The organism is Blastococcus sp. SYSU DS0669, assembly GCF_054050895.1.
Genome location: NZ_JBJHAE010000031.1, coordinates 21220 through 34425 on the forward strand (window position 1 = coordinate 21220; position 13206 = coordinate 34425).

The window sequence follows — 13206 nt, forward strand, 5'->3', positions numbered from 1 at the left end:
CCCGCGTCGCGCGCCCGCGCGAGCCGTCAGGATCTAGGGTCTGCTGGCTTCCGGTCCGACGGCCGGCCGGCCTGGAGGGAGACACCGGCGATGCGCGACGCACTGCGATGGCTGCGCCCCGGCCACCTGGGCACGGAGGCGGAGCACGCCACGTTCCGGACCCTCCACTCGGCCTCGCTCACGGCGCCGGAGCTGCGGGAGGGCCTGACCAGCGGCTCCGCCGGACGCGCGATCCGGCACCTGCGCGACCTGCTCGGGGTCCCGGCCGTCGCGCTGACCGACACCGTGACGACGCTGGCCTGGGACGGCCGCTTCGGGCACCACGAGCAGGACGCGGCAGCGCTCGCCGCCGTCGTCCTGGAGTCGGGCAACACGGTGGTCCGGGACCGCAGGAACTTCCCCTGCTCGGACGCCGGGTGCGGGCTGCGCCAGGTGGTGATCAGCCCGCTGGTGGTGGAGGACCGGGTGGTCGGCACCCTGCAGGCGTTCACCTCGTCGGCCTCCGCCGGGCTCGTCCGGGCCGTGACCGAGGTGGCGCGCTGGGTGTCGGGGAACCTGGAGCTCGCCGAGCTCGACGCCTCGCGGACGCGGCTGATGGAGGCCGAGGTCCGGGCGCTGCGGGCGCAGATCAGCCCGCACTTCATCTACAACTCGCTGACCGCGATCGCCTCGTTCGTCCGGACCGACCCCGAGCGGGCACGGGAGCTCCTGCTGGAGTTCGCCGACTTCACCCGGTACTCCTTCAGCCACCACGGCGAGTACACGACCCTGGCCGAGGAGCTCCGGTCGATCGAGCGGTACCTGGTGCTCGAGAAGGCGCGGTTCGGCGACCGGCTCCAGGTCACCCTCCGGGTGGCGCAGGAGGTCCTGCCGGTCGCCGTCCCGTTCCTCTGCCTGCAGCCGCTGGTGGAGAACGCGGTGCGGCACGGCCTCGAACGCAAGCCCGGCACCGGGACGGTGACCATCATCGCTGCCGACCAGGGCGGCGAGTGCCTGATCTCGGTGGAGGACGACGGGATCGGCGAGGACCCGGAGAAGGTGCGGCGGGCCCTCGCCGGTGACGTCTCGGTCGACTCGGTGGGGCTGGGCAACGTCGATGCCCGCCTGCGCACCGCCTTCGGGGACGACTACGGTCTGGTCGTCGAGACCTGCCCCGGTGCGGGGACGAAGGTCATCGTGCGGGTCCCGAAGTTCGCGCCCGGGGTGCGCCCGTGACCGGGTGGGCCACGTCCCGCACGCGCACGGTCCGTCTCGACGCCGACGACCGCCGGCGAGGAGGTGCCGTGACCGCAGACCGGCTGACCGTCCTGGTCGTGGACGACGAACGCCCGGCCCTCGAGGAGCTGCGCTGGCTGCTCGAGCGGGACGGGCGGATCGGGGCGGTGCTGACCAGCGACTCGGCCACCGACGCGCTGCGCCTGCTCCAGGAGCGGTCGGTCGACGCCGTCTTCCTGGACATCCGGATGCCCGGGCTCGGCGGCGTCGACCTGGCGCGCGTGCTGTCCCGGTTCAAGGTGCCGCCGCCGGTCGTCTTCGTCACCGCGTACGACGACCACGCGGTGGACGCGTTCGAGCTCGGCGCCGTCGACTACGTCCTCAAGCCGGTCCGCGACGACCGGCTGTCCGAAGCGGTGCGCCGGGTGGTCGGCGCGCGGGCCGGTGGGCCCGTGGCGGTGGACGACGACATCGCGGTGGAGCTGGGCGGTGTGACGAGATTCGTCCCGCGATCCAGCGTCCGGTACGTCGAGGCGCAGGGTGACTACGCCCGGCTGCACACCGCGTCGGGCAGCCACCTGGTCCGCGTGCCGCTGACGACGCTGGAGGAGACCTGGAAGGACGCCGGCTTCGTGCGGATCCACCGGTCGCTACTGGTCGCGCTCCAGCACGTCGAGGAGGTCCGGATGGACGCCGGGCGGTGCACGGTCGTCGTCGGCGGCACGGAGCTGGTGGTGAGCCGGCGGCACACACGGGAGCTGCGCGACCTCCTGGTGCGGCGCGCCCGGCCGGGTGCGCCGGGCCGGGGCTGACCGGTGCCGGACCCCACGCCCCGGCGGGTGCGCGTCACGAGCCCGCGCACCGGCGCGGCGCGCGTGCAGCGGGTCCCGGGCGCCCGCGAGATCGAGACCCAGACCGCGCTGGGCGAGGTGTACATGTCCTCGCTGCTGCGCTCCCAGCTCCGGCTGGCGCTGCTCGCCCTCACCACCCTCGTCGTGGTGGTCGGCGGCATCCCCCTGCTCTTCTGGCTCGCGCCCGACCTGACCACGGTCGAGGTGCTCGCCGTGCCGCTCCCGTGGCTCCTGCTGGCGTTCGCCGTCTACCCGTTCCTCTTCGTGGTCGGCTGGCTCTACGTCCGGGCCGCCGAGCGCAACGAACGCGCCTTCACCGACGTGCTGGACCGGTCGTGACGCCCCGGCCGTCCGGCGGGCGGTCGTGAGCGCCGCGGGCTACAGCGTCACCGCGGTCACGTTCGTCATCGTGGCCACGCTGGCGGTCGGCGCCTACGGCTGGCGGTTCTCCCGCACGACCAGCGACTTCTTCGTGGCCTCCCGCACCGTGCGGCCGGGGCTGAACGCCTCGGCCATCGGTGGGGAGTACCTCTCCGCGGCGTCCTTCCTCGGCGTCGCCGGCCTGGTGCTGGCCTTCGGCACGGAGATGCTCTGGTACCCGGTCGGCTGGACGGCGGGCTACCTCGTCCTGCTGGTCCTCGTCGCCGCGCCGCTGCGCCGCTCCGGCGCCTACACGCTGCCCGACTTCGCCGAGAGCCGGCTGGAGTCGCGCGGGGTGCGCCGGCTCTCCGCGCTGCTGGTCGTGGCGATCGGCTGGCTCTACCTGATGCCGCAGTTCCAGGGCGCCGGCCTCGCGCTGGCCGCCACCACGGGGACCGGCGCCTGGCTGGGCGGTGTGCTCGTCGCGACGGTGGTGCTGGTCAACGTGCTCTTCGGCGGCATGCGCAGCATCACCTTCGTCCAGGCCTTCCAGTACTGGCTGAAGCTCACCGCGCTGCTGTTCCCGCTGCTGTTCATGGTCACCACCTGGCTCGGGGACGGCGGCGTCTCCCCGGCCTCGACCGGGACGACGCCCGGGGACTCCTGGGAGTCGCCGCTGGCCGGGACGGGCGAGCACGAGCTCTACACCACGTACTCGATCATCGTCGCCACGTTCCTCGGCACGATGGGCCTCCCGCACGTCGTGGTGCGCTTCTACACCAACCCCGACGGGGCCGCGGCGCGGCGCACGACCCTGTTCGTGCTGGCTCTGCTCGGCGTCTTCTACCTCCTGCCGCCCGTGTACGGCGGGCTCGGCCGGCTCTACGCCCCCGACCTCATCGCCAGCGGCAACACCGAGTCGGTGGTGCTGGAGCTCCCGGCCCGCATGCTGGGCGGCACGCTGGGCGAGCTGCTCTCGGCGCTGACCACGGCAGGGGCGTTCGCGGCCTTCCTGTCGACGTCGTCCGGGCTGACCGTCGCGGTCGCGGGCGTCATCAGCCAGGACGGGCTGGGTCGCCGGTTCGGCGGCGTGCGCGCCTTCCAGGCCGGGGCCGTGGTCGCCGTCCTCGTGCCCCTGGGCCTGGCCCTGCTGGCCGAGGGGGTGGGCGTCGCCCGGGCGGTCGGGCTGGCCTTCGCCTTCGCCGCCTCCACGTTCTGCCCGCTGCTGGTGCTGGGCATCTGGTGGCGCCGGCTCACGGACGCCGGTGCGATCGCCGGGATGCTCGTCGGCGGGGGGTGCGCCGGCGGCGCGGTGCTGGCCACCCTGCTGGGCGCGGCGCCGGCCGGGTGGCCGGGGGCGCTGCTCGCCCAGCCGGCGGCCTGGACCGTCCCGCTGGCGTTCCTCACCATGGTGGCGGTCTCCCTGGCCACGCCCCGGCGGGTGCCGCGGCACGCCGCCCGGACCATGGTCCTGCTGCACACCCCCGAGGCGGTGCAGCTCGACCGCGGCGTCCTGCCGCGCTGAGGACGGCGTGCTCCCGCGACGCCCGTGGTGGACGGCGCGACCGCTCGTCTCGCCGGACCTGCCGTATGCCGATCCAGGCTCACCGCTCGGCGCAGCGGCGGCGCGGCCGGTGCCCACCGGGAACCGCGAGCCCTACCGTGACAGGGCTCACAGTTCCGACTGCCCGCATGTCGACGCCCGCTCGATCGAACCAGGAGCTCGCACCTTGACCGATCCACAGGAACGGCGTCTGCTGACGCCCGAGGAGTACCGCGCCGCGCAGGACTCGCCGGAGTTCGTGGAGCTGAAGAAGCGCTTCCGGAGCTTCGCCTTCCCGATGACCGTGGCGTTCCTCGTCTGGTACCTGCTCTACGTGCTCCTCTCGACGTACGCCTCGGACTTCATGTCCACGCAGGTGTTCGGCAACGTGAACGTCGGCCTGCTCTTCGGGCTCGGCCAGTTCGTGACCACGTTCGTCATCACCCACCTCTACGTGGCGCACGCCAACAGGCGCACCGACCCCATCGCCGACGAGATGCGCGAGCGCCTCGAGGCCCACGACTACGCGCCCGGCACGCCCGCCGGCGGCGACACCCGCACCGAGGGGGCCACTCGTGCTTGACCTGCACGCCGCCGACGCCACGATCGGCAACCCGGCGATCAACATCTCGATCTTCGGCGCGTTCGTCGTCGTCACCCTGGCCATCACCTTCCGGGCCAGCCGCAACAACAAGAGCGCCGCCGACTACTACGCCGCCGGTCGCACCATCACCGGCCAGCAGAACGGCCTGGCGATCGCCGGCGACTACCTCTCGGCGGCCTCGTTCCTCGGCATCGCCGGCGCCATCGCGATCTACGGCTACGACGGCTTCCTCTACTCCATCGGCTTCCTGGTGGCGTGGCTCGTCGCTCTGCTGCTCGTCGCCGAGCTCATGCGCAACACCGCCCGCTTCACGATGGCCGACGTGCTGGCCTTCCGGATGCGGCAGGGCCCGGTGCGCACCGCGGCCGCGATCTCCACGCTGGCGGTCTCGCTCTTCTACCTGCTCGCCCAGATGGCCGGCGCCGGTGGCCTCGTCGCCCTGCTGCTCGGCGTGAGCGGGCCGGTGGCCGAGGCGCTCGTCGTCACGGTGGTCGGCGCGCTGATGATCTTCTACGTCCTCGTCGGCGGCATGCGCGGCACCACGTGGGTGCAGATCATCAAGGCCAGTCTGCTCATCGCCGGTGCGCTGGTCATGACGCTGTGGGTGCTCGCCGACTACGGCTTCAACCTGTCGGCGCTGCTCGGTGGCGCGGTGGAGAGCGCGGGCACGACGGGCGTGCTCAACCCCGGTGCGCAGTACGGCATCAGCGACACCACCCGCCTGGACTTCATCAGCCTGGCGCTGGCCCTGGTGCTCGGCACCGCCGGCCTCCCGCACGTGCTGATGCGCTTCTACACCGTGCCGACGGCGAAGGCCGCCCGGACGTCGGTGGTCTGGGCCATCTGGCTGATCGGCATCTTCTACCTGTTCAGCCTGATCATCGGCTACGGCGCCGGCGCCATGGTGGGTGCCGAGACGATCGTCGCGGCCCCGGGTGGCGTCAACGCGGCCGCTCCGCTGCTGGCGTTCGAGCTCGGCGGCACGGTGCTGCTCGGCATCATCGCCGGCGTCGCGTTCGCCACGATCCTCGCGGTGGTCGCGGGCCTGACGATCACCGCGTCGGCCTCCTTCGCCCACGACGTCTACGCGTCGGTGATCAAGAAGGGTGACGTCCCGCCCAACGGCGAGGTCAAGGTCGCCCGGATCACCGCCGTCGTCATCGGCGCCATCTCCATCGGGCTGGGCATCCTGGCGCTGCGCGCCGGGCTGAACATCGCCTTCCTGGTGGCGCTGGCGTTCGCGGTGGCCGCCTCGGCGAACCTGCCGACGATCCTCTACACGCTGTTCTGGAAGAAGTTCACCACCCAGGGCGCGCTGTGGTCGATCTACGGCGGGCTGATCATCTGCGTCGGGCTGATCCTCTTCTCCCCGGTGGTCTCGGGCACCGAGACGTCGATGTTCCCCGGCGTCGACTTCGCCTGGTTCCCGCTGCGCAACCCCGGGCTGGTCTCCATCCCGGCGTCGTTCATCCTCGGGTGGCTGGGCACCGTCGTCACCAAGGAGAAGCCGAACGAGGCCAAGTGGGCCGAGCTCGAGGTCCGGGCGTTCACCGGCATCGGGGCGGAGAAGGCCGTCAAGCACTGAGAGGACCTGGCTCCTCCCCGCACCTCGCTCCGCTCGGCGCGGGCCCCTGGAGCCAGGCTGTTCAACCCAGTTGCGTGGCGCGCGTCCCCGGGAGGGGGCGCGCGCCTCGCGCGTCGGGCTCGCTCAGGCGGCGGTGGCGTGCGCCGGGGCCGCGGCAGGGACGGGCTCGGTGGGAAGGACGGCGTCGACCGCGGTGGTGGTGCCCGCCACGGCGAGCGCGACGGGATCGGCCGCGCGCTCGGGACGGCGGGCGCGGACCACCCAGCGGGCGACCAGGCCGGTCAGGACGACCAGGCCGGCGACGGCGTGCTGCCCGGGCGCGCTGATCGCGACGGCGACCGCCGCCAGGTAGACCAGCGAGAGCAGGACCGCAGCGACGGGCAGGCGGGGCAGGTGCAGGTGCACGGCAGGACCTCCGGGAGGGGCTGGGCCCGCCGGGCCGGCGGCCGCACCCGGGGAGGGCGGGCCGCCGGCACGGCGACGGCGCGACGAGCTGGTCCGGACCTCAGGTGAGCATGTCCTTGGCCTTCTGCAGCATCGACTGACCCTCCATCTGCGGCGTCGGGAAGAGCCGCGGGTCACCGGGGGGCAGCTGCGGGGCGTCGGCGGTGGCCTCGATCGGACGGGCGGTGAACTCGCCCCGGCCGTCCGGGGTCGGGCCGTGGGCCCAGCGGCCGGCCGCGGCCTCGGGGCCGTCGGAGGCGAGGATGAAGGCGTAGCCGGCGTCGCCCGGCTCCTCCTCCAGCGGGAAGGCCTCGGGCACCGGGATGCCCTCGAGGCCGTCCGCCTTGAGCTCCTCGATCGCGGCGAGCCACTGCATCTGGTGCATGTGGTCGCGGGCGATCAGGAACTTCAGCATCTCCTTGACCCCGGGGTCGTCGGTCATGTTGTACAGGCGCGACACCTGCAGCCGGCCCTGCATCTCGGCGGTGGCGTTGTAGTGGAAGTCGGCCATCAGGTTGCCGCTCGCGGTCACGTACCCGCCGCTCCAGGGCAGGCCCATGGAGTCGCGGTAGTAGGCGCCGCCGCCGTTGACGATCGCGTGCTGCGGGTTGACGTCTCCGTACCCGGCCGCCGCCTCCTTGGTCCGGTCGGCGGCGTCCGGCTTGAGCGGCTGGTGGTCCAGCAGTCGGTCGATCATCGTCACGATCATCTCGACGTGGGCGAGCTCCTCGGTGCCGATGGACAGGAGCATGTCCTTGTACTTGCCGGGCAGCCGGCAGTTCCAGCCCTGCAGCAGGTACTGGGTGGCGACGGTCATCTCGCCCCACTGACCGCCGAGGATCTCCTGCATCCGGCGGGCGAACGCGGCGTCGGGACCGTCGGGCTTCGCCTCGTACTGCAGGGCCTGGGTGTGCGTGAACACGGTGTCTCCTCTGCGTCGTCACGTCGCCGCGATCGCGGTGACGCAGGGGATCTGCCCGCCCCGGCTGGCCCACCGGTGCCGTTCCGTGGCCCGGGGGTGCCAACCTCCGTCAGCGGTCGGGGAGGCGGACGGTCAGGGTGAACCGCGCGCCGTCCTCCGACCACAGCACCCGGCCCCCGAGCTCCGCCGCCTGCCGGCGCACCGACCACAGCCCGAGCCCGGTGAGGTCCACCGGTGGCCGGTCCTGCCGCAGGTGCTGCAGGACCCGGTCGACGGGGACGCCGGTCTGGGTGATCGCCAGGTCCACCCAGCCGTCGCGCGCGGTCACCCGGAGGCGCACCGGTGCGCCGTCGCCGTGCCGGTGGGCGTTCTCCAGCAGGTTGAGGAGGATGCGCTGCACGCGGGCGTCGCCGACGCCGATCTCCCCGGCGCCGTCCTCCAGCTCCAGCGCGAGCTGGGACCGGGGCAGCCCGGAGGCCGCCACGGAGGCGCGCAGGACGTCGCCGAGCGGGCGGGTGCCGCGCGAGCGCGGGACGGCGCCGCCCGTGGCGTCGGCCGTGCGCAGCATCGAGGAGAGGTGGGCGGTCTGGGCCCGGGCGAGCGCGAGCAGCTCACCGGCCTGGCCGGGCGCGCGGTCGAGCGACCTCAGCACGGCCTCCAGCGAGGCCAGCGGGGTGCGCATGTCGTGGCAGAGCGCCCGGACGACGGCGTCCTCGGGGCTGGGCGTCTCCGGGTCGGGGGCGGGCGCCCGGCGCGGGCGCGGGAGATGCGCGCGCAGCACCTGGGCGAGATCGTTGAGCAGTCCACGGTTACGCGTCGACGACTGCGTGTCGGCAGCCAGGGTCACGGGCACCTCCTCGGGGAGCCGGCCGGTGGCGCCGGGAGACGCACCGACCGACGGGAGAGTTGTGGGGGTGACCGACGACGCGACCGCTGCTGACCGCAGGCCGCCGGTGGATGTGGTGGTCGTGGACGACCACCCCTTGTTCACGCGTGGGTTGAGCCTGCTCCTGCCGGGGCTCAGCGAGGGCCGGGTGCGGGTGGTGGCGACGACGGACGACGCGTCGGCCGCCGCTGCGCTGGTGCGGCGGCACCACGCCGACGTCGCGATCGTCGACCTGCACATGCCACCGCCCGGCGGGACGAGGGCCATCGCCGCCGTCCGCCGGGCGGACCCGATGGTGCGGGTGGTCGCGCTCTCGGGGCTGGCCGAGGCCGACGCCGCGATCGAGGCGCTGCGGGCAGGGGCGTCGGGCTTCCTGCCGAAGACGGCGGACCCGGAGTCGCTGGTGCGGCCGCTGCTGGCCGTGCTCGACGGGTGGTCGGTGCTCCCCGAGGCGCTGCTGCGCCAGCTGCTGGAGGACGCCGCACCGACGGGGGAGCGGAGCCTCGTCGACCAGCTGACCGCCGACGAGCGGCGGCTGTGGCGGCTGATCGCCGACGGCGCCAGCACCGTGGACATCGCGACGACGCTGCATGTCTCGGAGCGGACGACGAAGCGGCTGGTGGCGCACCTGCTGCGGCGGCTCGACGTGGCGACGCGGGTGGAGGCGGCGGCGCTGGCCGGCCGCGTCGGCCTGGGCGCCGGCGAGCCGGTGCGGCACACCGGTGGCCTCGTGGGCTGAGTTCCCCAGGACGTCATCGCGGGGCCAGCTACCCGGGGCCGTGATCGACAACCACCGGTCTCGGAAGTTCGTTGTCCCGGCCCCGGGGGATCACCTGCCCAGCGCGCCGGCCCACGGCTCGGAGGCGGCCAGCGCGAAGCCGGGCACCTCGTCGGCGGCCATGTCGAAGGCCGCGTAGCCGCCGCTGCCCGCGCCCACGCAGGCGGTGACCGTGGCCAGGCCCGCCCGCCGCTGGAAGAACGACTGCCGGACCTGCCAGCCGACGACGGCCCGCCGCTCGAGCACTGCCTGCTCGCGGACCAGCCAGCCGCTGCGGACGGTGAAGGTCCGTGGCCCCGCGGCGTGCCCGAGGGCGCGGTAGCGGGCGACCCCGACCGGGACGCCCAGCGTGGTGAGCACGGCTCCTGCGGCCAGCAGCCACCACGCGCCCTCCCCGGCCAGGAGGACGCCGCCGCCCGCGCTGACCAGCACCCCGAAGGCGACTGCCCGCAGCACCCGGCGGCGGCGCGCCGCGGGCGGGTGCGGGACGAGCCGGCCGGGGTCCTCGGTGACGCGGCGGGCCAGCGCCCAGGCCTCCGCCCGCGGCCCCAGCGGGAAGAGGTGCCCGCGCCCGGCGGTGTCGCCGAGGCCGGTGACCAGGGCGCTGACCCGCGCCGCCCGCACCAGCCGCATGCCCAGGCCGTCGGTGACCGTGACGCCGCGGATGCGGTCGATCTCCAGCTCGGTGTGCCGGCGGGTGAGCAGCCCGCGGGCGGCGACCAGCGAGCCGCCGCGGCGCACCAGCCGGAAACGCCAGTTGACCAGGGCGGCGCCGACGACGGACCCGACGAGCAGGACGAGCAGCGCCAGGACCAGCCCCACGCCGATCAGCCGGACGTCGGAGAGGTCGGGCTCCTGGAACTCGGGGGTCCACTGCTCGGGCAGCTCCTCGGCCAGCCGGAACAGCGCGCCGACGGCGGCCAGCGGCACGGCGAGGTAGGTCCCCATCAGCGGGGCGTAGCGCAGCCAGCGGTGGTCGAAGCGGGCGTACTCCTCCTCGGCCGGCTCGGCCGCCGGTTCGCCGTCCGGGGCGGGACCGGGGGCCGCTGCGTTGCGGTGGGTCAGGACGGCGACGCGCAGTCGGTCGCCCTCCGCGCGGGAGATGCCGTCGACCAGCAGCTCCTCGTCGCCGTCGGTGACCGCCCCGGCGGCGGCGTCGATGCGCACGCGCACCAGGCCGAAGATGCGGTGCAGCGGTGGCGCCTCGACGTCGACGCCGCGGATGCGGTCGTTGGGCACGGTGCGCACCGAGCGGGCCAGCAGCCCGCGGGTGATGACGACGGCGGCGGGCCCGTCGGCGTAGCTGAACCGCCACCAGTTCAGCGTCGCGGTGAGCAGCGAGAGCACGGTGACGCCGACGACGAGGAGGACGACGGTGCGCAGCCCGCCGTCGAAACCGGTCGCCGCGATGATCGGGATGACCGCGGGCACGAAGGAGCGGGCCTGGCGGAACGTCGCGGTGTGGACGGCGACGACGCGCGGCGAGAGCCGCCGCGGGGCGCCGGCCGTCGGTGGGGCCGGCGGCGGGCCGAGCGGCGGGGGCCAGGGCGGGAGCGGGCCGGCCGGCCGGCGCGGGGGTGGGGGCGCGGGCTGCACGGCGGCTCAGGTGGCCTGGTCGCGGACCAGCTCGGCCCGGCGGGCGAGGTCGTCGGCGACGCGCTGGGCGACGCCCTGCTCGAGGTGCCAGATCCGCACGGTGCCCTGGCTGGAGGCGGTGAGCACCGCGACGGTGGCCAGGCCGAACATCTGCTGCAGGACCCCGCGGGTGACGTCGACGGTCTGGATCCGCGAGATCGGCACCAGCGTCCAGGTCTGGGTGAGCCAGCCGGTGCGCGTGTACGCGGCCTCGTTGGTGATCTCCCACCGGTACACCCGGTGCTTGAACCACGGGCGGATGCTCAGCGCGATCACCGCGTAGGCCGCGCCGGCCAGGGGGGCCAGCCGGCGCAGCAGGGGCACGGGGTCGCCGACGTCGGCGGGCACGAGGAGCAGGAAGGCACCGATCGCCAGCCACACGAAGACGGTGCTGATCAGGCTCTCGACCACCCACAGCCCGATGGCCGAGCGCGGCAGCTCCCAGGCCGGCTCGCGCACGGGGGTCGGGCGGGCGCCGCCTGCGGCAGCCCGGTGGCTCGGGGACATCGCGCCCATCCTCCCAGTGCGGAGGACCCCGGTCGTGCAGCCGGTGCCCGTGCCACGATGGAGGCGTGATGCCGCAGCAGGTCCCGACCGTGCCCGCCTCCGAGCTGCCCGAGGACGCCGTGGTCCTCGACGTCCGCGAGGACGACGAGTGGGTGCACGGCCACATCCAGGGCGCCACGCACATCCCGATGGGCGACGTCCCCTCCCGGCTCGACGAGCTGCCCGAGGGGGACCCGCTCTACGTCACCTGCCGCGGTGGTGGCCGCTCGGCGCGCGTGGCCGCGTGGCTGAACGCCAACGGCTTCGACGCGGTGAACGTCGGCGGCGGCATGGGGGAGTGGCAGGCCGCCGGGAAGCCCATGGTGAGCGAGACCGGCGAGGAGCCGTTCGTCCGCTGACGGACCCGTCCCGAGGCTCGCCGCGGGCGTGCGAGCGGGGAGGAGGACGGGGTCGATCGTCAGCGCCAGGCAGCCGCGGTCTCCTCGTCGTAGTAGCGGGTGAAGCCGCACAGCCAGGCGATCGGCTCCAGCGGGTCGCCCTCCCACCGGTCGGCGCCGCTGACCAGCAGGCGGGACCCGACGCCGTAGACCGGGCCCGGCGTGCTGCTCCCCGCGGCCGGGTCGTACGGCGCCGGGAGGTCGACGGTCACCGTGCCGCCGGAGCCGCCGGAGAACCACTCCTGCACGCTGAAGGTGACGCCGACCAGGTCCTCCGGCGGCCCGGAGGCGCCCGGCCGCGTCGTGACGGCGGGCCCGATGCCCGTCACCACGCCGGCGAAGGCGAACTCCTGCTTGCTCAGCGCGGCCGGGCTGTACTCGACGGCGCAGGAGCTCGTCGCCGTGCTGTCGAGCGGCCCGGTGCGCCCGGCGGTCGGGTCCTCGGCGAGCTGGGACAGCTCGCTGCCCGCCGCCGTCCCGGGCTCGTCCCCGCCGTCGGCCGGGGGCATGCCGGTGCCCGGATCGGCGTCGGCCGCCTCCGGAGCGCCCTCGCGCGGCTCTTCCGCGACCAGGACCGACGCCGAGCCGGCGGCGTCGCCCTGCCCGCTCGGCAGGTCGACGACGGTCACGACGCCCCCGGCGACCACCGCCACGCCCGCGGCCACGGCGAGCGAGACGCCGGCGGTGCGGCGACGGCGCGCCCGGCGGCCGGCCTTCAGCAGCTGGCCCACCGGCGCCGGGCCCACCGGCACCCGGTCGGCCAGCTCTCCCAGCAGTGTCGAGGTCTCCCGCTCTGTCACGATGCCCTCCCTCCCCGCAGCTCGGCGACGTCCAGGTCGGTCTGCAGCTGCGCCAGCGCGCGGGAGAGCCGGCTCTTCACCGTCCCCGGGGCGATGCGCAGCGCGTCGGCGATCTGCTGCTCGCCCAGGTGGGCGTAGTAGCGCAGGACGACGACCTCGCGGTGCGCCGGGCTCAGCCGCGCGAGCGCCCGGCGCACCGCGTCGGCGTCGTCCACCTGCGCGGTGCCGTCGTCGGTCGCGACGTCGGGCACCTCGGCGGTCGGCCGCTCGCCCCACCAGCGCCGGCGGCGGCTGTCGTGGTGGCAGTTCACCAGCACCCGGTAGACGTAGGCGTCGCGGTTCTCGGCCGTGCCGACCTTGTCCCAGGAGACGTAGCAGCGCACCAGCGCCGTCTGCACCAGGTCCTCGGCCTCCGGGCGGGCGCAGCCGAGCAGCACTGCGGAGCGGACGAGCACCGGCCAGCGCTCGTCCACGTACCGCGTGAACGCCTCGTCCCGCTCCACTCGCCCTCCGCAGGTCGTCCTCTGCAGAGCATGACGGGTCCGGGGGGGGGGGGGGGGGGGGGGGGGGGGGGGGGGGGGGGGGGGGGGGGGGGGGGGGCGGGGGGGTGGGCGCGGGCGGGCGGCCCGGGCGGGGCGG

Annotated in this window: 15 protein-coding genes; 8 read left to right on the forward strand and 7 right to left on the reverse strand. The window is 74.8% G+C overall.

Annotation, left to right across the window (positions count from 1 at the left end; translation table 11 throughout):
- Positions 1–90 precede the first annotated feature (90 nt).
- From ACI792_RS19685 to ACI792_RS19710, 6 genes are all read left to right on the forward strand, one after another.
- A complete protein-coding gene (locus tag ACI792_RS19685; protein WP_456604078.1) occupies positions 91–1215 on the forward strand; it encodes a sensor histidine kinase in 1125 nt (374 codons plus the stop codon).
- Between the two features lie 68 nt (positions 1216–1283).
- Positions 1284–2027: a LytR/AlgR family response regulator transcription factor gene (locus tag ACI792_RS19690; RefSeq protein WP_456604079.1), complete on the forward strand. Its 744-nt coding sequence runs from the start codon at positions 1284–1286 to the stop codon at positions 2025–2027.
- Positions 2028–2054: 27 nt separating this feature from the next.
- On the forward strand, positions 2055–2405 hold the full coding sequence (locus tag ACI792_RS19695; RefSeq protein WP_456582527.1) for a hypothetical protein: 351 nt from the start codon (positions 2055–2057) through the stop codon (positions 2403–2405).
- 25 nt (positions 2406–2430) lie between these two features.
- Positions 2431–3951: a sodium/solute symporter gene (locus ACI792_RS19700; protein ID WP_456582526.1), complete on the forward strand. Its 1521-nt coding sequence runs from the start codon at positions 2431–2433 to the stop codon at positions 3949–3951.
- A 205-nt stretch (positions 3952–4156) separates the two neighbouring features.
- Positions 4157–4552 carry a DUF485 domain-containing protein gene (locus ACI792_RS19705; protein ID WP_456582525.1) on the forward strand — a complete coding sequence of 132 codons (396 nt, stop codon included), beginning with the start codon at positions 4157–4159 and terminating at the stop codon, positions 4550–4552.
- Positions 4545–6158: a solute symporter family protein gene (locus ACI792_RS19710; RefSeq protein WP_456604080.1), complete on the forward strand. Its 1614-nt coding sequence runs from the start codon at positions 4545–4547 to the stop codon at positions 6156–6158. The genes ACI792_RS19705 and ACI792_RS19710 overlap by 8 nt, the downstream gene beginning before the upstream one ends.
- A 123-nt stretch (positions 6159–6281) precedes the next feature.
- On the opposite strand, the gene ACI792_RS19715 is transcribed toward ACI792_RS19710, so the two are convergent.
- From ACI792_RS19715 to ACI792_RS19725, 3 genes are all read right to left on the reverse strand, one after another.
- Entirely contained in the window at positions 6282–6563 is a 282-nt protein-coding gene (locus tag ACI792_RS19715; RefSeq protein WP_456604081.1) for a hypothetical protein, read from the reverse strand.
- Positions 6564–6663: 100 nt separating this feature from the next.
- Entirely contained in the window at positions 6664–7524 is an 861-nt protein-coding gene (locus ACI792_RS19720) for a manganese catalase family protein (protein WP_456582522.1), read from the reverse strand.
- A gap of 109 nt (positions 7525–7633) precedes the next feature.
- Positions 7634–8371, reverse strand: coding sequence for a sensor histidine kinase (locus ACI792_RS19725; RefSeq protein WP_456604082.1), 738 nt, complete (start codon positions 8369–8371; stop codon positions 7634–7636).
- A gap of 67 nt (positions 8372–8438) precedes the next feature.
- On the opposite strand from ACI792_RS19725, the gene ACI792_RS19730 reads away from it, so the two are divergent.
- Positions 8439–9149 (forward strand): response regulator, encoded by a 711-nt coding sequence (locus ACI792_RS19730; protein ID WP_456604083.1) that lies wholly within the window; start codon positions 8439–8441, stop codon positions 9147–9149.
- A 90-nt stretch (positions 9150–9239) separates the two neighbouring features.
- Here the strand turns inward: ACI792_RS19730 and ACI792_RS19735 are convergent, their stop codons facing one another.
- Together ACI792_RS19735 and ACI792_RS19740 are read right to left on the reverse strand one after the other, a co-directional pair.
- On the reverse strand, positions 9240–10784 hold the full coding sequence (locus ACI792_RS19735; RefSeq protein ID WP_456604084.1) for a PH domain-containing protein: 1545 nt from the start codon (positions 10782–10784) through the stop codon (positions 9240–9242).
- Between the two features lie 6 nt (positions 10785–10790).
- Positions 10791–11330, reverse strand: coding sequence for a PH domain-containing protein (locus tag ACI792_RS19740; protein ID WP_456604085.1), 540 nt, complete (start codon positions 11328–11330; stop codon positions 10791–10793).
- A gap of 68 nt (positions 11331–11398) precedes the next feature.
- Between ACI792_RS19740 and ACI792_RS19745 the strand changes: the two genes are divergently transcribed.
- Positions 11399–11728, forward strand: coding sequence for a rhodanese-like domain-containing protein (locus ACI792_RS19745; RefSeq protein ID WP_456604086.1), 330 nt, complete (start codon positions 11399–11401; stop codon positions 11726–11728).
- A gap of 59 nt (positions 11729–11787) precedes the next feature.
- On the opposite strand, the gene ACI792_RS19750 is transcribed toward ACI792_RS19745, so the two are convergent.
- The gene (locus ACI792_RS19750) at positions 11788–12567 is read right to left on the reverse strand and encodes a hypothetical protein (RefSeq protein WP_456604087.1); all 780 of its coding nucleotides are present in this window, start codon (positions 12565–12567) and stop codon (positions 11788–11790) included.
- Positions 12564–13070 (reverse strand): SigE family RNA polymerase sigma factor, encoded by a 507-nt coding sequence (locus tag ACI792_RS19755; RefSeq protein ID WP_456582515.1) that lies wholly within the window; start codon positions 13068–13070, stop codon positions 12564–12566. The genes ACI792_RS19750 and ACI792_RS19755 overlap by 4 nt, the downstream gene beginning before the upstream one ends.
- Between the last annotated feature and the right edge of the window lie 136 nt (positions 13071–13206).

Bases quoted from the DNA above. Each gene is read 5' to 3' on its own strand.
- ACI792_RS19740 (WP_456604085.1), bottom strand. From the start codon at position 11,330: ATGTCCCCGAGCCACCGGGCTGCCGCAGGCGGCGCCCGCCCGACCCCC.
- ACI792_RS19685 (WP_456604078.1), top strand. From the start codon at position 91: ATGCGCGACGCACTGCGATGGCTGCGCCCCGGCCACCTGGGCACGGAG.
- ACI792_RS19745 (WP_456604086.1), top strand. From the start codon at position 11,399: ATGCCGCAGCAGGTCCCGACCGTGCCCGCCTCCGAGCTGCCCGAGGAC.